Consider the following 20,539-nt stretch of genomic DNA (forward strand, 5'->3'; position numbering starts at 1 on the left):
GAGGCGAACGTGGTCGACCAACTGACTCCGGTCCTCACCAAGCGCTGGCTGTCGCCGCGCTCGTGGACGCTGAAGACCTACGAGCAGCTGGAGGGGTACACGGCGCTGCGCAAGGCGCTCAAGGCCCACCCGGACCAGCTCATCCAGCAGTGCAAGGACTCCGGCCTGCGCGGCCGGGGCGGCGCGGGCTTCCCGACCGGCATGAAGTGGGGCTTCATCCCGCAGGGCGACGGCAAGCCGCACTACCTCGTCATCAACGCCGACGAGGGCGAGCCGGGCACCTGCAAGGACATCCCGCTGATGATGGCGGACCCGCACTCGCTGATCGAGGGCATCATCATCACCTCGTACGCGATCCGCGCGAACTTCGCCGCGATCTACGTGCGCGGCGAGGTGCTGCACTGCATCCGCCGGCTCGACGCGGCCGTGCGGGAGGCGTACGCGGCGGGCTACCTGGGCAAGGACATCCTCGGCTCGGGCTTCGACCTCGACGTGGTGGTGCACGCCGGCGCGGGCGCCTACATCTGCGGCGAGGAGACCGCGCTCCTGGACTCCCTGGAGGGCAAGCGGGGCCAGCCGCGGCTCAAGCCGCCGTTCCCCGCGACCGCCGGCCTCTACGCGTCGCCGACCGTGGTGAACAACGTCGAGACCATCGCGTCGGTCCCGTACATCGTCAACGGCGGCGCGGACTGGTTCCGCACCATGGGCCGCGAGCGGTCCCCGGGCCCGAAGATCTACTCGCTGTCCGGTCACGTCGAGCGCCCCGGCCAGTACGAGGCGCCGATGGGCACGACCCTGCGGCAGTTGCTGGACATGGCGGGCGGCATGAAGGACGGCATCCCGCTGAAGTTCTGGACGCCGGGCGGCTCGTCCACCCCGCTGTTCACCGCCGAGCACCTCGACGTGCCGCTGGACTTCGAGGGCGCGGCCGAGGCGGGCTCGATGCTGGGCACCACCGCGTTGCAGATCTTCAACGAGACGGTGTCCGTGCCGTGGGCGGTCATGAAGTGGACCGAGTTCTACAAGCACGAGTCGTGCGGCAAGTGCACGCCGTGCCGCGAGGGCACCTACTGGCTCGTCCAGATCCTCCAGCGCATGGTGCGCGGCGAGGGCACGGCCGGGGACATCGACACGCTGCTGGACGTCTGCGACAACATCCTGGGCCGCTCGTTCTGCGCCCTGGGTGACGGCGCGGTCAGCCCCATCACCAGCGGCATCAAGTACTTCAAGGACGAGTTCCTGGCCCTGTGCGACCAGAACTCCCGGGTTCTCGCAGGAGCAACGGCATGACGATCGCCCCTGACAAGAGCACCGAGCTGGTGGTTCCCGAGGGTCACGTCAAGCTCGTCATCGACGGCATCGAGGTCGTCGCGCCCAAGGGCGAGCTGCTGATCCGCACCGCGGAGCGGCTGGGCATCGTCGTGCCCCGGTTCTGCGACCACCCGCTGCTGGACCCGGCGGGCGCGTGCCGCCAGTGCCTGGTCGAGGTGGAGATGGGCGGCCGGCCGATGCCGAAGCCGCAGGCGTCCTGCACGATGACCGTCGCCGACGGCATGGTGGTCAAGACGCAGCTCACCTCACCGGTCGCGGACAAGGCGCAGCAGGGCGTGATGGAGCTGCTGCTCATCAACCACCCGCTGGACTGCCCGATCTGCGACAAGGGCGGCGAGTGCCCGCTGCAGAACCAGGCGCTCAAGCACGGCCGCGCCGACTCCCGGTTCCACGAGCACAAGCGCACGTTCCCCAAGCCGATCCCGATCAGCACCCAGGTGCTGCTGGACCGCGAGCGGTGCGTGCTGTGCCAGCGGTGCACGCGGTTCTCGGCGCAGATCGCGGGCGACCCGTTCATCGAGCTGCTGGAGCGCGGCGCGCAGCAGCAGATCGGTGTGGCGCAGGAGAAGCCGTTCCAGTCGTACTTCTCCGGCAACACCATCCAGATCTGCCCGGTCGGCGCGCTGACCTCGGCCGCCTACCGGTTCCGGGCGCGGCCGTTCGACCTGGTGTCCACGCCGAGCGTGTGCGAGCACTGCTCGTCGGGCTGCGCCGAGCGCACCGACTGGCGGCGCGGCAAGGTGCAGCGCAAGCTCGCCGGTGACGACCCCGAGGTCAACGAGGAGTGGATCTGCGACAAGGGCCGCTTCGCGTTCCGCTACGCCACCGCCGCCGACCGGATCACCCGTCCGCTGGTGCGCGACGAGGCCACCGGTGAGCTGCGCGAGTCGTCGTGGACCGAGGCGTTGCAGGTCGCGGCGGCCGGGTTGGCGAAGGCGCGGGACGGCAAGGGCGTCGGCGTGCTCGCCGGCGGCCGGCTGACCCTGGAGGACGCGTACGCGTACGCCAAGTTCGCCCGCATCGCGTTGCGCACCAACGACGTGGACTTCCGCGCCCGCGCCCACTCGGCGGAGGAGCTGGAGTTCCTGACCTCGACCGTCCTGGGCGTCACCCCGGAGACCGGCGGTGTCACCTTCAAGGGCATCGAGGCCGCGCCGGCCGCGCTGCTGGTGGCGTTCGAGCCCGAGGAGGAGGCGCCGATCGTCTTCCTGCGGCTGCGCAAGGCGGCCCGCGCGAAGAAGACGAAGGTGTTCCACCTGGGCCAGTTCACCTCGCCCGCCGTGGAGAAGACGTTCGGCACGCTGCTGGCGTGCGTGCCCGGCGGCGAGCCCGCCGCGCTGAACGCCCTGCCCGAGCACGCCGCCGACGTGGTGGAGGAGCTGGCCAAGCCCGGTTCGGTGATCCTGGTCGGCGAACGCGCCGCCGAGGTCCCCGGCCTGTTCTCCGCGGTGTCCGCGCTCGCGAAGAGCACGGGCGCGAAGGTCGCCTGGGTCCCGCGCCGCGCCGGCGAGCGGGGCGCGCTGGAGGCCGGCCTGCTGCCGACGCTGCTGCCCGGCGGCCGGCTGGTGTCCGACGACGCCGCCCGCGCCGAGGTCGAGCGGGCGTGGGGCCTGGCCGAGGGCGCGCTGCCCGCCAAGCCCGGCCGCGACACCACCGGCATCCTGACCGCCGCCGCGAGCGGTGGCCTGGGCGCGCTGGTGGTCGGCGGCGTGGACCCGTTCGACCTGCCCGACCCGGCGCTGGCGCTGCGCGCGCTGGAGTTCGTCGGCTTCGTGGTGAGCCTGGAGCTGCGGCACAGCGCGGTCACCGCGCACGCCGACGTGGTGCTCCCGGTCGCCCCGGCGGTGGAGAAGGCGGGCAGCTACGTCAACTGGGAGGGTCGGCACCGCCCGTTCGGCCTGACCCTGGAGGGCACCGGCGCGCTGCCCGACGGCCGCGTGCTGGACACGCTGGCCGTCGAGATGGACGCCGACCTGTTCACCCAGACCCCGGCGTCGGCCGCCGCGGACTTCGAGCGGCTGGGCCGCGGCGTGGTCTCGGCGCAGGCCCCGACCGTCGCCGCCCCGCTGCTCCCGCAGCCCAAGGACGGCCAGGTCGTGCTCGCCACGTGGCGGCGGCTGCTGGACAACGGCTCGCTGCAGGACGACGAGCCGCACCTGGCGGGCACCGCCCGGCCGGTGGTGGCCAAGCTGTCGCAGGCCACGGCCGCCCGCCTGGGCGTCGAGCTCGGCGGCGAGGTCACCGTGTCCACCGACCGGGGCGCGGTGACGCTGCCGGTCGAGGCCGCCGACCTGCCCGACGGCGTCGTGTGGCTGCCGGGCAACTCGGGCGCGGCCACCGTGCGGCGCACCCTCGTCGCCGGCCACGGGTCGGTCGTCACGGTCACTAGCGGAGGCAAGGAATGAGCACCGCCGAACTCCTCGCCGACGACCCGGTCTGGCTGATCGTCGTCAAGGTCGTCGGGATCTTCGCGTTCCTCGTCGTCATGACCCTGTTCATGATCAACTGGGAGCGCAAGGTCGTCGCTCGCATGCAGCAGCGGCCCGGCCCCAACCGGGTCGGCCCGGGCGGCTGGCTCCAGTCGCTGGCCGACGGCCTCAAGCTGGCGTTCAAGGAGGACATCCGCCCGGTCCTGGCGGACAAGTGGGTGTTCTTCCTGGCCCCGGTGATCTCCTGCATCCCCGCGTTCGTCGCCTTCTCGGTGATCCCGCTGGGCGGCGAGGTGTCGCTGTTCGGCGAGCGCACCGCCCTCCAGCTCGTGGACCTGCCGGTCGGCGTGCTGGTCGTGCTGGCCTGCTCCTCGCTGGGCGTCTACGGCATCGTGCTGTCCGGCTGGGCCTCCGGCTCGCCGTACCCGCTGCTGGGCGCGCTGCGGTCGGCCGCGCAGGTGATCTCCTACGAGATCGCGATGGGCCTGTCGATCGTCGCGGTCGTCATGCACTCGCACTCGCTGTCCACCTCGGACATCGTCGCCTCGCAGGCCGGCGGCTGGTACTTCTACCTGCTGCCGGTGAGCTTCCTGATCTACGTGACCTCGATGGTCGGCGAGACCAACCGCGCCCCGTTCGACCTCCCCGAGGCCGAGTCGGAGCTGGTCGGCGGCTTCCACACCGAGTACAGCTCGCTGAAGTTCGCGCTGTTCTTCCTCGCCGAGTACGTCAACATGGTGACCGTCTCCGCGCTGGCCACGACCCTGTTCCTGGGCGGCTGGCGGTTCCCGTTCGTCGGCGACGACCACCTGCTCAACTCCGGCTGGTTCGGCCTGCTGTGGTTCGTGCTCAAGACGCTCGCGTTCCTGTTCCTGTTCATCTGGCTGCGCGGCACCCTGCCCCGCCTGCGCTACGACCAGTTCATGCGGCTGGGCTGGAAGTTCCTGGTCCCGATCGCGCTGGTGTGGTTCGTCGCGGTGGCGTTCGCCCGGTACGTGCGCCAGGAGATCGAGTCCGACTCGCTGAGCACGTCCACCGTGCTCGCCGTGTTCGGCGCGGTCCTCGGCGTCGTGCTGCTGGTGGCGTTCCTGCTGCCGGACAAGCGCGAGGTGCGCGACCCGAACGCCGTGCCGGTCACCGGCGGCGGCTTCCCCGTGCCGCCGCTGGACCTCCAGGTCCCCAAGTCGCCGCCGCGGCGGCGCCAGGTGCCGGTGGCGGACCTGCCCGGCGAAACCAAGGAACCCGCAGCGGTTACCGCATCCAGGGAGGAGGCCGGCGATGGGGATGCTTGATCCCGTCAAGGGCTTCGGCGTGACCTTCGGGACGATGTTCAAGAAGGTCGTCACCGAGGAGTACCCCGAGGTCAAGAAGGTCACCGCGCCGCGGTTCCACGGCCGCCACCAGCTCAACCGGCACCCGGACGGGCTGGAGAAGTGCGTCGGCTGCGAGCTGTGCGCGTGGGCCTGCCCGGCGGACGCGATCTTCGTCGAGGGCGGCGACAACACCGAGGACGAGCGCTACTCGCCCGGTGAGCGCTACGGCGCCGACTACCAGATCAACTACCTGCGCTGCATCGGCTGCGGCCTGTGCATCGAGGCGTGCCCGACCCGCTCGCTCACCATGACCAACGAGTACGAGCTGGCCGACGACGACCGGCAGAAGCTGATCTTCACCAAGGAGGACCTGCTCGCGCCCCTGCTGCCCGGCATGGAGCAGCCGCCGCACCCGATGCGGCTGGGCGAGAACGAGCAGGACTACTACGTCAACGGCCCGCGCCTGCAGGCCGAGGCGGACATCAAGGCGAAGCAGGAGGGCCGGTGAACCTCCTGCTCCAGCCGGACACCGTCGAGCGCGTGGTGGACACCGTCACCACCGGCGAGGCGGTCGCGTTCTGGATCCTCGGACCCCTGGCCCTGGCCGGCGCGCTGGGCATGCTGTTCGCCCGCAACGCCGTGCACTCCGCGCTGTGGCTGGTGCTCACCATGCTCAGCCTCGGCGTGCTCTACATGGTCCAGCAGGCGCCCTTCCTGGGCTTCGTGCAGATCATCGTCTACACCGGCGCGATCATGATGCTGTTCCTGTTCGTGCTGATGCTGGTCGGCCGGGACAGCTCGGACTCCGTCGTGGAGGTGCTGCGCGGGCAGCGGCTCGCGGCCACCGTGCTCGGCATCGGGTTCGCGGCCCTCGTGGTCGGCTCCCTGGCCCGCGCGCTGACCGACGTGGACGCGATCGGCCTGGCGCGGCAGAACACGCAGAACGGCGGCAACGTCGCCAACATCGGCGAGGCGCTGTTCACCGACTACCTGTTCCCGTTCGAACTGACCTCCGCGCTGCTCATCACGGCGGCGGTCGGCGCGATGGTGCTGGCCTTCACCTCCAAGTCCAAGGAGGCGAAGAAGACGCAGAAGGAACTGGTCGAGGAGCGCTTCCGCGGCGACCGGGTGGGCTCGCTGCCCGGCCCCGGCGTGTTCGCCACGGCCAACTCGGTCGCCACGCCCGCGTTGCTGCCCGACGGCTCGGTCGCGCAGGAGTCGCTGTCCGAGCTGATCGAGACGACCGCGAAGGAGCGGCTGGAGGACGACGTCGCGGAGGTCTCCGGCACGGCGCACCAGCCCGACGCGCACGCGCTCAAGGGAGACCAGTCGTGACCCCCACCTACTACCTGCTGCTGTCCGCCCTGCTGTTCAGCCTCGGCGCGGTCGGCGTGCTGGTGCGGCGCAACGCCATCGTCGTGTTCATGTGCATCGAGCTGATGCTCAACGCCGTGAACCTCAGCCTGGTCACGTTCGCCCGCATCAACGGCGGGCTCGACGGCCAGGTGATGGCGTTCTTCGTGATGGTCGTGGCCGCGGCGGAGGTCGTGGTCGGCCTGACGATCATCATGGCGATCTTCAAGACGCGTCGCTCGGCCTCGGTCGACGACTCCAACCTGCTGAAGTACTGAGAGGTCGACGGTGACGGAACCTGTTGCCGCCAGCGGGATCGGCAGTCTCGCCTGGTTGTTGCTCGCGCTGCCCGCCTTCGGCGCGACCGTGCTGTTGTTGGGCGGGCGGCGCACCGACAAGTGGGGCCACCTGCTGGGCTGCGCGACCGTGCTCGCGGCGTTCGCGTACGGCGTGGCGCTGTTCTTCGAGACCATCGGGCAGACCGGTGAGCGGACCAGCGAGCTGCACCTGTTCGACTGGGTGCCGGTCAACGCGCTCAACGTCGAGGCCGGGCTGCGGCTCGACCCGCTGTCGCTGACGTTCGTCCTGCTGATCACCGGTGTCGGGTCGCTGATCCACATCTACTCGATCGGCTACATGGCGCACGAGGCCGGGCGGCGGAAGTTCTTCGCCTACCTGAACCTCTTCGTCGCGGCCATGCTGCTGCTGGTGCTGGGCGACGGCTTCGTGACCCTGTACTTCGGCTGGGAGGGCGTGGGTCTCGCCTCCTACCTGCTGATCGGCTGGTACCAGTACAAGCCGGAGGCGGCCAGCGCCGCGAAGAAGGCGTTCCTGATGAACCGGGTCGGCGACCTGGGTCTCGCGATCGCCATCTTCATCCTGTTCAAGGAGCTGGGCACCACCCAGTACACCGACGTGTTCGCCCGCGTCGGCGAGCTGTCCGCGGCCGAGGTCACCGCGGTGACGCTGCTGCTGCTCCTGGGCGCGTGCGGCAAGTCCGGCCAGTTCCCGCTCCAGGCGTGGCTCCCGGACGCCATGGCCGGCCCCACGCCGGTGTCGGCGCTGATCCACGCGGCCACGATGGTCACCGCGGGCGTCTACCTGATCGCCCGGTCCAACCCGATCTACAACGCCTCCGCCGACGGCCGCCTGGTCGTCATGATCATCGGTGCGCTGACGTTGATCATCGGGTGCATCATCGGCTGCGCGTACGACGACTTCAAGAAGGTCCTCGCGTACTCGACGGTCAGCCAGATCGGCTACATGATCCTCGCCGTCGGCCTCGGTCCCGTGGGCTACGCGCTGGGCATCATGCACCTGCTCACGCACGGCTTCTTCAAGGCCGGGCTGTTCCTCGGCGCCGGTTCGGTCATGCACGGCATGAACGACGAGGGCAACATCCGCCGCATGGGCGGCCTGTGGCGCAAGATGCCCATCACGTTCATCACCTGGACGCTGGGCTACCTCGCGCTGATCGGCTTCCCGTTCCTGTCCGGCTACTTCTCCAAGGACGCCATCATCGCGGCGGCGTTCAGCGAGCACGGCTGGCGCGGCTGGGTGTTCGGCGGCGCGGCGGCGCTGGGCGCGGGCATCACCGCGTTCTACATGACCCGCCTGCTGTTCCTGGTGTTCCTGGGCAAGCCGCGCTGGACCGACCTGAAGAGCGAGGACGGCCGCGAGTACCACCCGCACGAGTCGGGCCTGACCATGACGGTCCCGATGATCCTGCTGGCCATCGGCTCGGTCGGCGCGGGCGCGTTCCTCGCGAGTGGCGACAACCTCGCGAACTGGCTGTCCCCGTCGCTGGGCGAGCTGCAGGAGCAGCACGGCGTGCTCGACCACACCGTGGTCAACTTCCTGGTGCTGGGCCTGTCCGCGCTGGGCGTGCTGGTCGCGTGGCTGTTCTTCGGCCGCCGGCCGCAGCCGGTGCAGCGGCCCGAGCGGGTGTCGTTCGTGGTCCGCGCCGCGCGCAACGACCTGTACGGCAACGCGCTCAACGAGGCGCTGTTCGCGCGGCCGGGCACCTGGCTCACCCGCGCGCTGGTGTTCGTCGACAACAAGGGCGTGGACGGGCTGGTCAACGGCTCGGCCGCGCTGCTGGGCGGTAGCTCGGGCCGGCTGCGCCGCTTGCAGACCGGGTTCGTGCGCTCGTACGCGCTCTCCATGCTCCTGGGTGCGATCTTCGTCCTGGGCGCGCTGCTGATGGTGAGGTTCTCGTGAGCTGGACGCTGATCGCGCTGCTCCTGCTGCCCCTCGCGGGCAGCGTCGTGGTGGCCTTCCTGCGGGGCAACGACCGGACCGCGAAGCTCGTGGCGCTCGCCTTCGCGCTGGCCGAACTGGTGATCGCGGTGCTGGCGTGGGTCGCCTACGACCCGGCCGGCGACCGCCTCCAGCTGACCAGCTCGGCCGAGTGGATCCCGGCGTTCGGCATCCACCTGTCCTTCGGCGTGGACGGCATCGCCCTGGTGATGATCGCCCTGATCGCCTTCCTGGTGCCGGTCGTCATCGGCGGGTCCTGGGCGGACAAGCTGCCCGAGGGCCGCAGCGCGGGCGGGTTCTTCGCCCTGCTGCTGGCCATGGAGACCGGCATGGTCGGTGTCTTCGCGGCCACCGACGTGTTCCTGTTCTACGTGTTCTTCGAGGCCGTGCTGGTCCCGATGTACTTCCTGATCGGCCGCTTCGGCGGGCCGAACCGGCAGTACGCGGCGATGAAGTTCTTCCTGTACTCGCTGCTGGGCGGCCTGGTCATGCTCGCCTCGGTGATCGGCGTGTACGTCGCCGCGCGGGACAAGCTCGGCTCCGGCACGTTCGACTGGGCCACGCTCGTGACGGTCACGCGCGAGCTGCCGCTGTCCACGCAGATCTGGCTGTTCCTCGGCTTCTTCATCGCCTTCGCGATCAAGGCGCCGCTGGTGCCGCTGCACACGTGGCTGCCCGACGCCGGCGCCGAGGCCCCGGTCGGGGCGGGCGTGCTGCTGGTCGGCATCCTGGACAAGATCGGCACGTTCGGGTTCCTGCGCTACTGCCTGCCGCTGTTCCCGCTGGCCAGCCAGGAGCTCGCGCCGCTGGTGCTGGTGCTCGCCGTGGCGGGCGTGCTGTACGGGTCGCTGCTCGCGGTCGGCCAGACCGACATGAAGCGGTTCGTCGCCTACACGTCCATCGCGCACTTCGGCTTCATCGCGCTGGGCATCTTCGCGTTCAGCTCGCAGGCCGGCGCGGGCGCGGTGCTCTACATGGTCAACCACGGCATCTCGACCGGCATGCTGTTCCTGGTCGTGGGCATGGTGATGGCCCGCGGCGGGTCGCGCCTGATCCAGGACTACGGCGGCATGGCCAAGCTCACCCCGGTGCTGGGCGGCCTGTTCTTCGTCGCGGGCCTCTCGTCGCTGGCGCTGCCGGGCACCAACTCGTTCGTCAGCGAGTTCCTGGTGCTCATCGGGTCCTTCCCGAACCAGCCGGTGTTCACCATCCTCGCCGCCATCGGCATGGTGCTCGCCGCGCTCTACATCCTGTGGCTGTACCAGCGGGTGTTCCAGGGACCCGTGCGCGGCACGGCGCTGGTCGACGCGGTCGGCGGGCCCGGCGCGGCGCTCGACCCCGAGCGCGCCCCGGTCCCGGACCTGAACAAGCGGGAACTGGCGGTGCTCGCGCCGCTGGTCGCGCTGATCCTGGTGCTCGGGTTCTACCCGCAGCCGGTGTTGGACGTGATCACCCCGTCCGTCGGGGCGACGCTCAGCGAGGTCGGCGTGACCGACCCGGTCGCGCAGGAAGGCAAGTGACGTGACGGACCTCCTCGCCCAAGCCCAGCGGTTGCCGGCCCCGGAGATCGACTACCTCGCGGTCGCGCCGATCCTCATCGTGCTCGGGGCGGCGTGCCTCAGCGTGCTGGTGGAGGCGTTCCTGCCCAAGGCCCAGCGGTGGAGCACCCAGGTCGTGCTGACCCTGCTCACCCTGGCCTTCGCGGGCGCCTCGCTCATCGCCCACGCCAACGACGCCCTCCCGCAGGGCGTCGTGACCCTCGCCGGCACGGTCGCCGTCGACAAGCCGGTGATCTTCCTGTGGGCCACCCTGCTGGTCCTCGGCCTCGGCTCGGTGCTGCTCATCGCCGACCGCTCGGTCGAGCCCGGCGGCGCGTTCGTCGCCGAGGCGTCCGTGCTGCCCGGCACCAAGCAGGACCGCGCGCAGGCCAACCGGTTCGGCATGCAGACCGAGGTGTTCCCGCTCACGCTGTTCGCGCTCGGCGGGATGATGGTGTTCGTCGCGGCGAACGACCTGCTGACGATGTTCATCGCGCTGGAAGTGCTGTCCCTGCCGCTGTACCTGATGTGCGGCCTGGCCCGCCGTCGCCGCCTGCTGTCGCAGGAGGCCGCGGTGAAGTACTTCCTGCTCGGCGCGTTCGCGTCGGCGTTCTTCCTCTACGGCGTGGCCCTGCTCTACGGCTACGCGGGCTCGGTGAAGCTGGCCGACATCGCCGCCGCCACCTCCGGCACCGACCGGTCCGACACGCTGCTCTACGCGGGCTTCGGCCTGCTGGTGGTGGGCCTGCTGTTCAAGGCCTCGGTCGGCCCGTTCCACGCGTGGACGCCGGACGTCTACCAGGGCTCCCCGACGCCGATCACCGCGTTCATGGCGGCCTGCACGAAGGTCGCCGCGTTCGGCGGCATCCTGCGGGTGCTGTTCGTGGCGTTCGAGCGGTCGAGCTGGGAGTGGAACGGCGTCCTGTGGGCCGTGGCCATCGCCTCGATGGTGATCGGCGCGGTGCTGGGCCTCACCCAGACCGACGTGAAGCGCATGATCGCCTACTCGTCGGTGGCGCACGCGGGCTTCCTGCTGGTCGGGTCGATCTCGCTGTCGGAGGAGGGCCTGTCGGGGACGATGTTCTACCTGATGGCCTACGGCTTCACGACCATCGCCGCGTTCGGCGTGGTGTCGCTGGTGCGCAACGCCGACGGCGAGGCCACCCACCTGTCCCAGTGGGCGGGCCTGGCCAAGCGGTCCCCGGTGACCGCGGCGGTGTTCACGTTCCTGCTGCTCGCCCTGGCCGGCATCCCGCTGACCAGCGGTTTCATCGGCAAGTTCGTGGTGTTCGCGGCTGCGCTGGAGAGCGGCATGGCGCCGCTGGTGGTGGTCGCGCTGGTGGCGTCCGCGGTGGCCGCGTTCTTCTACCTGCGGGTCATCGTGCTGATGTACTTCAGCGAGCCGGCGGCCGACGGCCCGACCGTCAGCGTGCCCGGCGCGATGACCACCATCGCCATCACCATGGGCGCGGCGATCACGCTGGTGCTGGGGGTGTGGCCCGCGTTCGCGCTCGATTGGGCGGGTGCCGGCGGGTTCATCTTCTAGATAGGGCGGGTACCGGCGGATTCGTCTTCAAGTGGTACGTAGGCTTCAGGCGTGACCAGTAGCGAGCGGGCGGGGACGGGGTTCCGGTTTGCGGACCCCGTGCTCGCGGAGGTGGTTCAGGCGGGGCTCACCGAGGTGGAGGAGCTGCTGCACAAGGTCGTGCAGAGCGAGTTCCACCCGGTGATGGAGACGTCGCTCCACTTGGTGGACGCGGGCGGGAAGCGCATCCGCCCGCTGTTCACCATCCTGTCCGCCCAGTTCGGGTCGTCGTGGGACCGCGAGGCCGTCATCAAGGCGGCGGCCGTGGTGGAGCTGACCCACCTGGCCACGCTGTACCACGACGACGTGATGGACGAGGCCACCATGCGCCGCGGCGCGGCCTCGGCCAACGCGAAGTGGGACAACTCGATCGCCATCCTGACCGGCGACTACCTGTTCGCCCACGCGTCCGCGCTGGTCGCGGACCTGGGCACGCGGGCGGCGCGGATCATCGCGGAGACGTTCTCCGAGCTGGTCACCGGCCAGATGCGCGAGACCATGGGCCCGCGCGACGGCGAGGACCCGATCGCCCACTACCTGACCACCATCGCCGAGAAGACCGGGTCGCTGATCGCCACCGCCGCCCGGTACGGCGCGATGTTCTCCGACGTCACCCCGGCGCAGGTCGAGGCGCTGCGGCACTACGGCGAGATCATCGGGGCGGCGTTCCAGATCTCCGACGACGTCATCGACATCGCGTCGCCTTCCTCGGAGTCGGGCAAGACGCCTGGTACCGATTTGCGCGAGGGCGTGAAGACGCTGCCCATGCTGTACGCGCTGGCCGACGAGCCGGAGTCGCGGTTGGCCGCGCTGCTGGCCCAGCCCCTGACTGACGACGGTGAGGTCGAGGAGGCGTTGGAGCTGTTGCGGGCGTCTTCGGGGTTGGCCCGTGCGCGCGCCACCCTGGACGACTACGCGGCTCGTGCGCGGGCGACGTTGGTGGACCTGCCGGCGGGTGTGGCGCGTGATGCCTTGGAGTCGGTCAGCGAGTACGTGGTCACCCGCACTCACTGAGCCTGTCTGGCTCGCTTTAGGTGTGCGCTGCGCGCTCTCAAGATTGAAAGCGCCTCGCCGGCGGGCAGGCCCCCGGGGGTGGAAGGGCGTCGGACGAACCGAGGCCCTTCCTGTGCTTGGCAGCCCGACCAAAAGCGGCGTCGCCCGGCGTGTGGCTACTCGATCGGGGCCGGCGCGAGTCTGGAGCGGCGGGAGCGGAGGGCGTCCAGGGTGAACACCGCGAGCGCCGCCCACACCAGGCCGAAGCCGAACCACCGGGACGCGGGCATTGGCTCGTGCGCCACGAACACGCCCCACGCGAACTGCAGGATCGGGGCGAGGTACTGGAGCATGCCCATGGTGGTCAGCGGCACCCGTCGTGCGCCTGCGCCGAACATCATCAGGGGCACGGCGGTCACCAGGCCCGACGACGCGAGCAGCAGGGCGTGGCCCCAGCCGTTGCTGTGGAACGTGCCCGCCGACCCCAGCCAGAGCAGGTAGCCGACGGCGACCGGCCCCAGCACGATGCTCTCCGCGGTCAGGCTGGACGTGGCGTCCAGCGGCACGGTCTTCTTGATCAGCCCGTACACGCCGAACGAGCAGGCCAGCACCAGCGAGATCCACGGCAGCCGCCCGTAGTCCACCGCCAGCACCACCACCGCCGTCACCGCGATGCCCAGGGCCGCGTACTGGAGGCCGCGCAGGCGTTCGCGCAGCACCAGCACCCCGAGCACGACGCTGACCAGCGGGTTGATGAAGTACCCGAGCGCCGCCTCGACCACGTGCCCGCTGTTGACCGCGTAGATGTAGACGCCCCAGTTCGCGGCGATCAGCGCGGACGCGGCGGCCACCATGAGCCAGCCGCGCGCGGACAGGGTCCGCAGGCTCGACCACCGGCCCAGCACCGCCGTGAGCAGGGCCATGACCACCAGCGACCAGGCGATCCGGTGCGCCAGGATCTCGCCGGAGCCGGCCGGGGCGAGCAGTGGCCAGAAGGCGGGGAACATGCCCCAGATGACGTAGGCGCCGGCCCCGAGAGCGATACCCTTGTTGTTCTGGTGAACATCTGCCGAAGTGGCGGTGGAGTTCGTCAAGGGCGGCACACGGGCCACTCTACGCCAGCCGTTTTGCCTGGTCAGTTGCTCCGAACGGCCTACTGGCCCACTATGGGCGCAGGGCCGCGTGGTCGGACGCGCCGGACCTCGCGGTCAGGGTAGTTTTGCACCGCTTCCACTACCGGGTGAAGGCCTGGCAGCGGAGCGTGTCGGGGAGTGTCAGGACTGTGCAGTGGGAGGGTTCCGGCGTGAGTTCGCTCTTCGGACAGGTGTGGCTGTGGAGCCTGCTGTCGTTCGTGGCAGGCGTCGCGCTGACCTGGCTGGTGCTGGTCCGGCCCGCGAAGAGGGAGATGCAGGACCTGGAGGAGCGCCTGCTCGGCGCGTCCCCGCGTCCGGTCGCCCCGGTCGTGACCGCCCCGCCCGCCCCCGTCGAACCGGCGCGGGACGAGTTCGACGACTGGCACCGGTCGTCGAACTCCCCGGTCGAGGACCTCCTGCGCGACGACAACCCGCCGCGCTACGACGTCGCCGGCATGAAGCTCGACGAGCGCGACCAGATGCTGGAGGAGTTGGACGACGAGCACCGCCCGTTGTCGGACTTCGAGGAGCAGCACGACTTCCCCGAGTACGAGGACGACCGGCCGCGCAGCCTGTTCGAGCGCCTCTCCCCGGGCGGCGAGCCGGTGACCACGTCGTCGGCCGCCGAGTCGGACGAGCCGCCGGCCCTGCCGGCCGAACAGACCCACCTCCTGCCGCCCGCGCGACCCGCCGCCGAGGTGGCGGTGCCGCGGCAGCCCGAGCCGACCGCCCCGCCGGAGGTCGAGGCGTTCCAGCCGCGCGAGGTGTGGCGGGAGGAGCCGGAACCGGTCGTCTACGGTGAGGACGAGGACCCGGCCGAGGGCCCCGAGCAGGAGGACGAGCCGGAGCGCCCCGCCGAGCAGACCACCCTGATCCCGGCCACGGCCCTGGCCCGCGCCATCGCCGAGGTGGACGCGCGTCCCGACGAGCCCCAAGCCGAGCAGTCGCATGGCGAACAGTCGCATGGCGAGGAGTCACGTGGCGAACAGTCGCGTGGCGAGGAGTCCCGCTTCGAGAACCCACGGTTCGAAGAGCCGCCCTCCGACCAGCCGCGGTTCGAGGAGCCGGTCCCGGCCGAACCCCGGTTCGAGGAGCCGGCCGAGGAGCCGCGTGCCGAGGAGTCGCGGTTCGAGGAGCCGCAGCAGAGTTGGCCGGATCGGGACCTGACCGGCGAGTACCCGGTGATCCGCGCCGAACTGCCGACGCCGCCCCCGGCCCCGGCGCGCCCCGACCTGCCCAAGCCCGACCAGCCCGACTTCGCGGAACCGGAACCCGCCGCGCCCGGCCTGTTCACCCCGGACGCGACGACGATCCTGGACGCCCGCGACATCGCCGCCCACACCCCGGCCGCCGAGCCGAGTCGTCCCGAGTCGAGCGCCGCGCCCCACGACGAGGCCCACGCCCTGCCCGGCCCCGCGACGCCCTCGGAGCCGGTCGAGCCCCCGGCGGCGGCCGACGAGCCCTTCGTCCCGCGCTTCCAGCCGGAACCGCCCGCCGACACCCGCCCCGAGGCCCGTCCGGAGTCCGGGCCCGAGGTGCGCCCGGAGCCCAAGCCCGAGCCGAAGGAGCCGGCCCGCCCGCGCTCCCTGTTCGAGCCGATCCTCACGCCCGACGACGAGATCGTGGACGAGCCGCCGGTCCCGCCCAAGCCCAAGCCCGCGGCCCCCGGCAACGACCAGCCGTTCGTGCCCAAGCTCGCCCCCGAACTGCTCGAATCCGGCGCCAACGGCGGCCTGCCCCAGCGCCCGGTGCGCCCGGCCGGCTCCCGCACCACCCCGCCGCCCCCGCCGCCGCCCGCACCGGCGCAGCCGATCAGCCCGCCGCCACCCCGCCCGGTCCGCCCGCGCCCGGTCGGCTTCAGCCCGAGCACCGGCGGCCGACCCGCGAGCACGACCACCCGCTACCAGCAGCCGGAGGGCTTCAACCCGCGCTCGCCGTTCGGTCCGGGCTCGGTGCTGCCGAAGTCCGACGGCATGGCCCCGGCCCCGGACTTCCAGGTCAAGGCCACCCTCACCGGCCGCCGCTACTTCACCGCGGAGTCGGCCAACTTCACCGAGACCCGAGCCGACGTGTGGTTCCGCACCATCTCCGACGCGGAGAAGGCGGGCTTCCGCCCGGCCCCCTAGTCGTCCCTGGGGAGGGAACGCGAAGGGCCCCTGCTCCGGGAGGCGGAGCAGGGGCCCTTCCGTGTTCGCGATGCGCGTCGTGGTGTAGGCTGCGTCGTACCGGTTGAACGGCCATACATATCGGGAGTCTCGTGAACCCGCCTCCTCCCACGTCGAGCGGTGACGGCGCGAGCCCGCCGCCGCTCAAGTTGGTGGGCATCTCCGAGATCGCCGACCTCACGGGTCTGAGCCGGCAAGCCGTGTCGAACCTGAAGGCACGGGACGACCGGTTCCCGACGCCAGTGGCCGACCTGCGTAGCGGGCCCGTCTACGACGAGACCGCGATCCGCGTCTTCTTCTCGAACCGGGGCCGTGATCTAGAGCCCTCCCACGACCGGCCGACCGTCCGGCGGTTCGACCCCCTGGCACTCGACAGCCTCATCGACAGCGTCAGCCGAGAGCTGCTCACGCAAGCCAGGCACCGCCTGGACATGCCGTTCGACGTGTTCCAGGGTGCGGGCCTCGTCGTCCTCTACTACACCGGGTCTTTCGAGCCGTACTCCGCTGTGTCCGGCACCGACGTCCCCTTGTACATAGGCGCCGCCGGATCGCGGGACGCCGTGTCGGAGGGCGATGTCGAGGCGCCGGTGCTGTGGACCCTGCTGAGCAGACGCATCATGAGGGACCTTGAGGCGGTGGAACACCACGGCCGAGAATCCGGCCATCCCCAACTCCGAGTCGCCGACTTCGAATGCCGGCTGCTCGTGGTCGACGGCTTGTGGGTCGACGTCGTCCAGAAATCGATCATCCGCCGGATGAAGCCCTTGTGGAACACGGTGCTGATGGGCTTCAACTCCCACGGATCGACATGGAGGCGTGCGTTGTCGCCCCGCTCCCCGTGGGACGAGTTCCACCCTGGGCGTCGATCGGCATCGGATCGTCCGGCGAAGTACTCGGCGGCTGAACTCACGTCGCGAGTTCGGCTGCATTTGGAAGAGGTGACGAAACACCTCTGAAGCACAGATGGCCCCCGGTGAGCCTGGCAGCACGTTCGGGAGCCATCTGTTCATCCACAACCCGACAACAGGAAGGGGACGTCATGACTTTAACCGGTTCTGGCGCCAACCGAAGGACCGGTGCCGCGAGCGGCGACCCGGCACCGTTGCTCACCGTGCGCAGCCTGGTGATCGTCGTATCGGCAACCGGCATGGCGGTGCTCGCCGGCGTCACGGTCGGCTACCTCGTGTGGCTGGGCGTGTCGCACGTCTTCGGCGTCCGGGCGGGGTTGATCGCGGCCGGGCTGGCCGGCGTGACGTGCGCATTGGGGGTGTGGTTCAAGACGCTGCGTTCGCTGCACGGCATCGTGGGCACCACCACCTGAGGTCGTCCGCGCCGCAACAACACGAGGGCCCCTGCTCCGCGGAGCAGGGGCCCTTCCGTGTGTCCGACCGGCTAGGCGACGGTCCAGGTGTCCTTGCCGCGCAGCAGCGCCGCCAGGTCGGCGGGCTTCGCGGCCTGCGCCTCGGCGACCTGCGCGCGGGCCGCGTCGTCGTAGGTGGCGCGGGCGACGTTGCGGAACACGCCGGTGACCGTGTGCTGCAGGTCCTGCGTGGACAGGCGGGACAGCGCGAACGACAGGTTCAGGTCCGACGCGTCGTGCACGACGATCTCGGACTCCTCGACGTCGGCGGTCTTGGCCACGGTCAGGCCGAAGCCGTCCCGCACCACCGCGTACTCGCCGCCGCCGAACACGATCGGCTGCCCGTCGACCACGTTGATGATCCGCCGCGACGCCTCGTCGGCGTCCTTGAGCACGTCGAACGCGCCGTCGTTGAAGATCGGGCAGTTCTGGTAGATCTCCACCAGCGCCGACCCGCGGTGCTCGGCGGCCTGGCGCAGCACCTCGGTCAGCCCGGCCCGGTCCGAGTCCACCGCCCGGCCCACGAACGACGCCTCCGCGCCCAGCGCCAGCGACACCGGGTTGAACGGGTGGTCCAGCGACCCGTACGGCGTGGACTTGGTGACCTTGCCCTCTTCGGAGGTGGGGGAGTACTGGCCCTTGGTCAGGCCGTAGATCCGGTTGTTGAACAGCAGGATCTTCAGGTTCACGTTGCGGCGCAGCGTGTGGATCAGGTGGTTGCCGCCGATGGACAGCGCGTCGCCGTCACCGGTCACGACCCACACCGACAGGTCCGGCCGCGCCACGGCCAGGCCGGTCGCGATGGCGGGCGCGCGGCCGTGGATGGAGTGCATGCCGTAGGTGTTCATGTAGTACGGGAACCGCGACGAGCAGCCGATCCCGGAGATGAACACGATGTTCTCGCGCTTGAGGCCGAGCGTGGGCAGGAACGACTGCACGGCGTTGAGCACCACGTAGTCGCCGCAGCCGGGGCACCAGCGGACTTCCTGGTCGGACTTGTAGTCCTTGGCCTTCTGCGGCTCGTCCGACGTCGGAACCCCGTCGAGACCCCCCAAGCCCGGAAGACCCAGGTCAATCGCGGTCATTCGGACACTCCCTTGATCACGTCGGCCAGCACGTCCTGCAGCTCCTCCGCCTTGAACGGCAGGCCCTGCACCTTGGTGTAGCTGATGGCGTCGACCAGGTACTTGGCGCGCAGGAGCAGCGCGAGCTGGCCGAGGTTCATCTCCGGCACGACGACCTTGTCGTAGCGCGCCAGCACCTCTCCCAGGTTCTTCGGGAAGGGGTTGAGGTGGCGCAGGTGGGCGTGCGCGACCGGCAGGCCGAGCTTGCGCACCCGGCGGGCCGCCGCGCCGATCGGGCCGTAGGACGAGCCCCAGCCCACGACCAGCACCCGGGCCTGCCCGGACGGGTCGTCCACGACCACGTCGGGCACCTCGATGCCGTCCACCTTCTGCTGCCGCAGCCGCACCATCTTGTCGTGGTTGGCCGGGTCGTAGGAGATGTTGCCGGTGCCGTCGGACTTCTCCAGACCGCCGATGCGGTGCTGCAACCCCGGCGTGCCCGGCACGGCCCACGGGCGGGCCAGCGTCTCCGGGTCGCGCAGGTAGGGCCAGAACTCGCCGTCCGGGCCGTTGGGCGCGGTGGCGAACTCGACCGACAGGTCCGGCAGGTCCGCGATGTCCGGGATCAGCCACGGCTCGGAGCCGTTGGCGATCGCGCCGTCGGACAGGAGCAGCACCGGCGTGCGGTACTTCAGCGCGATGCGGACCGCGTCCAGGGCGGCGTCGAAGCAGTCGGCGGGGGACTGCGGCGCGACGATCGGCACCGGCGACTCGCCGTTGCGGCCGAACATCGCCTGGAGCAGGTCGGCCTGCTCGGTCTTGGTCGGCAGGCCGGTCGACGGGCCGCCGCGCTGCACGTCGATGATCACCAGCGGCAGCTCGGTCATCACCGCGAGGCCGATGGTCTCCGACTTCAGCGCCACACCCGGGCCGGACGTGGACGTGATGCCCAGCGCGCCGCCGTAGGAGGCGCCCAGGGCCGCGCCGATGCCGGCGATCTCGTCCTCGGCCTGCAACGTGGTGATGCCGAAGTTCTTGTGCCGGGACAGCTCGTGGAGGATGTCCGAGGCCGGGGTGATCGGGTAGGTGCCGAGCACGACCGGCAGCTTCGCCTGTTGGCCGGCGGCGACGATGCCGTACGCGAGCGCGGTGTTGCCGGTGATCTGGCGGTAGGTGCCCTGGTTGAGCTTGGCCGGGGCGACCTCGTAGGTGACCGCGAAGGACTCGGTGGTCTCGCCGTAGTTCCAGCCCGCGCGGAACGCCAGCACGTTGGCCTCGGCGATGTCGGGCTTCTTGGCGAACTTCTCGCGCAGGAACCGCTCGGTGCCCTCGGTCGGCCGGTGGTACATCCAGGACAGCAGGCCCAGGGCGAACATGTTCTTCGCCCGCTCGGCGTCCTTCTTGCCCAGGCCGGTGTTCTCCAGCGCGCCGATGGTCAGTGTGGCCATCGCCACCTTGTGGACCTGGTAACCCTCCAGGGAGTTGTCCTCCAGCGGGTCGCTGTCGTAGCCGACCTTCACCAGGTTGCGCTTGGTGAACTCGTCGGTGTTGACGATCAGCGTGCCGCCGCGGGGCAGGTCGCCGACGTTGGCCTTGAGCGCGGCCGGGTTCATGGCGACCAGGACGTCGGGCCGGTCGCCGGGCGTGAGGATGTCGTAGTCCGCGAAGTGCAGCTGGAAGCTGGAAACGCCCGGCAGGGTGCCCTGTGGCGCCCGGATCTCGGCCGGGAAGTTCGGCAGCGTCGCGAGGTCGTTGCCGAACGCCGCGGCCTCCGAGGTGAACCGGTCACCCGTGAGCTGCATGCCGTCGCCCGAGTCGCCCGCGAACCGGATGACCACCCGGTCGAGCTTGCGGGTGGTCTTCTCCGGGGAGCCACCTGGCGCGGCGCCGTTACCAACGTCGGTAGTCATGTCCTACGCCGATCCCTCTCTTCACGCCCGCTAGGGGCCAAGTCGCCCCTCCCCCTCCATCGAGGGTAGTCGTGCCCGTCGTCGAGCCGGTTTCCGCCGTACCAC

Annotated in this window: 16 protein-coding genes; 13 read left to right on the top strand and 3 right to left on the bottom strand. The window is 70.6% G+C overall.

The features are described 5' to 3' along the window. Positions 1–9 precede the first annotated feature (9 nt). The 10 genes from nuoF to AB0A74_RS16790 all read left to right on the top strand — a co-directional run bounded on the left by nuoF (position 10) and on the right by AB0A74_RS16790 (position 12,823). The gene (nuoF, locus tag AB0A74_RS16745) at positions 10–1,290 is read left to right on the top strand and encodes an NADH-quinone oxidoreductase subunit NuoF (RefSeq protein ID WP_358250245.1); all 1,281 of its coding nucleotides are present in this window, start codon (positions 10–12) and stop codon (positions 1,288–1,290) included. Next, complete coding sequence (locus AB0A74_RS16750; RefSeq protein ID WP_358250247.1) at positions 1,287–3,737, top strand: NADH-quinone oxidoreductase subunit G; 2,451 nt, start codon at positions 1,287–1,289, stop codon at positions 3,735–3,737. Before nuoF ends, AB0A74_RS16750 begins: the two co-directional genes overlap by 4 nt. After that, entirely contained in the window at positions 3,734–5,053 is a 1,320-nt protein-coding gene (gene nuoH / locus AB0A74_RS16755) for an NADH-quinone oxidoreductase subunit NuoH (RefSeq protein WP_358250249.1), read from the top strand. Before AB0A74_RS16750 ends, nuoH begins: the two co-directional genes overlap by 4 nt. After that, on the top strand, positions 5,040–5,582 hold the full coding sequence (gene nuoI / locus AB0A74_RS16760; RefSeq protein ID WP_358250251.1) for an NADH-quinone oxidoreductase subunit NuoI: 543 nt from the start codon (positions 5,040–5,042) through the stop codon (positions 5,580–5,582). The genes nuoH and nuoI overlap by 14 nt, the downstream gene beginning before the upstream one ends. Next, positions 5,579–6,409: an NADH-quinone oxidoreductase subunit J gene (locus AB0A74_RS16765; protein WP_358250253.1), complete on the top strand. Its 831-nt coding sequence runs from the start codon at positions 5,579–5,581 to the stop codon at positions 6,407–6,409. The genes nuoI and AB0A74_RS16765 overlap by 4 nt, the downstream gene beginning before the upstream one ends. Then, positions 6,406–6,705 carry an NADH-quinone oxidoreductase subunit NuoK gene (nuoK, locus tag AB0A74_RS16770; RefSeq protein WP_309117626.1) on the top strand — a complete coding sequence of 100 codons (300 nt, stop codon included), beginning with the start codon at positions 6,406–6,408 and terminating at the stop codon, positions 6,703–6,705. Before AB0A74_RS16765 ends, nuoK begins: the two co-directional genes overlap by 4 nt. Before the next feature lie 37 nt (positions 6,706–6,742). Then, the gene (gene nuoL / locus AB0A74_RS16775) at positions 6,743–8,647 is read left to right on the top strand and encodes an NADH-quinone oxidoreductase subunit L (RefSeq protein ID WP_358250307.1); all 1,905 of its coding nucleotides are present in this window, start codon (positions 6,743–6,745) and stop codon (positions 8,645–8,647) included. After that, positions 8,644–10,206 carry an NADH-quinone oxidoreductase subunit M gene (locus AB0A74_RS16780; RefSeq protein ID WP_358250255.1) on the top strand — a complete coding sequence of 521 codons (1,563 nt, stop codon included), beginning with the start codon at positions 8,644–8,646 and terminating at the stop codon, positions 10,204–10,206. The genes nuoL and AB0A74_RS16780 overlap by 4 nt, the downstream gene beginning before the upstream one ends. Position 10,207: 1 nt before the next feature. Next, on the top strand, positions 10,208–11,770 hold the full coding sequence (gene nuoN / locus AB0A74_RS16785; RefSeq protein WP_358250257.1) for an NADH-quinone oxidoreductase subunit NuoN: 1,563 nt from the start codon (positions 10,208–10,210) through the stop codon (positions 11,768–11,770). Between the two features lie 99 nt (positions 11,771–11,869). Beyond that, complete coding sequence (locus AB0A74_RS16790) at positions 11,870–12,823, top strand: polyprenyl synthetase family protein (RefSeq protein WP_358250309.1); 954 nt, start codon at positions 11,870–11,872, stop codon at positions 12,821–12,823. 155 nt (positions 12,824–12,978) lie between these two features. Here AB0A74_RS16790 and rarD read toward each other — a convergent pair whose 3' ends face one another. Continuing rightward, positions 12,979–13,914 carry an EamA family transporter RarD gene (rarD, locus tag AB0A74_RS16795; protein ID WP_358250259.1) on the bottom strand — a complete coding sequence of 312 codons (936 nt, stop codon included), beginning with the start codon at positions 13,912–13,914 and terminating at the stop codon, positions 12,979–12,981. A gap of 191 nt (positions 13,915–14,105) precedes the next feature. On the opposite strand from rarD, the gene AB0A74_RS16800 reads away from it, so the two are divergent. The 3 genes from AB0A74_RS16800 to AB0A74_RS16810 all read left to right on the top strand — a co-directional run bounded on the left by AB0A74_RS16800 (position 14,106) and on the right by AB0A74_RS16810 (position 17,421). After that, the gene (locus AB0A74_RS16800) at positions 14,106–16,061 is read left to right on the top strand and encodes a hypothetical protein (protein WP_358250261.1); all 1,956 of its coding nucleotides are present in this window, start codon (positions 14,106–14,108) and stop codon (positions 16,059–16,061) included. 191 nt (positions 16,062–16,252) lie between these two features. After that, positions 16,253–17,056: an Eco29kI family restriction endonuclease gene (locus tag AB0A74_RS16805; RefSeq protein WP_358250263.1), complete on the top strand. Its 804-nt coding sequence runs from the start codon at positions 16,253–16,255 to the stop codon at positions 17,054–17,056. 155 nt (positions 17,057–17,211) lie between these two features. Further along, the gene (locus tag AB0A74_RS16810) at positions 17,212–17,421 is read left to right on the top strand and encodes a hypothetical protein (RefSeq protein ID WP_358250265.1); all 210 of its coding nucleotides are present in this window, start codon (positions 17,212–17,214) and stop codon (positions 17,419–17,421) included. 71 nt (positions 17,422–17,492) lie between these two features. On the opposite strand, the gene AB0A74_RS16815 is transcribed toward AB0A74_RS16810, so the two are convergent. Together AB0A74_RS16815 and AB0A74_RS16820 are read right to left on the bottom strand one after the other, a co-directional pair. Then, positions 17,493–18,545 (bottom strand): 2-oxoacid:ferredoxin oxidoreductase subunit beta, encoded by a 1,053-nt coding sequence (locus AB0A74_RS16815; protein WP_343935298.1) that lies wholly within the window; start codon positions 18,543–18,545, stop codon positions 17,493–17,495. After that, complete coding sequence (locus AB0A74_RS16820; RefSeq protein ID WP_358250267.1) at positions 18,542–20,434, bottom strand: 2-oxoacid:acceptor oxidoreductase subunit alpha; 1,893 nt, start codon at positions 20,432–20,434, stop codon at positions 18,542–18,544. The genes AB0A74_RS16815 and AB0A74_RS16820 overlap by 4 nt, the downstream gene beginning before the upstream one ends. Positions 20,435–20,539 lie beyond the last annotated feature (105 nt).

The sequence above is a fragment of the Saccharothrix sp. NPDC042600 genome (assembly GCF_040647305.1).
Taxonomy (GTDB): Bacteria; Actinomycetota; Actinomycetes; order Mycobacteriales; family Pseudonocardiaceae; genus Actinosynnema; species Actinosynnema mutabilis.

What these genes read in the sequence shown, in the direction of transcription:
- nuoH (WP_358250249.1), top strand. Translation starts at nt 3,734, where the DNA reads ATGAGCACCGCCGAACTCCTCGCCGACGACCCGGTCTGGCTGATCGTC.
- AB0A74_RS16750 (WP_358250247.1), top strand. Translation starts at nt 1,287, where the DNA reads ATGACGATCGCCCCTGACAAGAGCACCGAGCTGGTGGTTCCCGAGGGT.
- AB0A74_RS16815 (WP_343935298.1), bottom strand. Translation starts at nt 18,545, where the DNA reads ATGACCGCGATTGACCTGGGTCTTCCGGGCTTGGGGGGTCTCGACGGG.
- nuoI (WP_358250251.1), top strand. Translation starts at nt 5,040, where the DNA reads ATGGGGATGCTTGATCCCGTCAAGGGCTTCGGCGTGACCTTCGGGACG.
- AB0A74_RS16820 (WP_358250267.1), bottom strand. Translation starts at nt 20,434, where the DNA reads ATGACTACCGACGTTGGTAACGGCGCCGCGCCAGGTGGCTCCCCGGAG.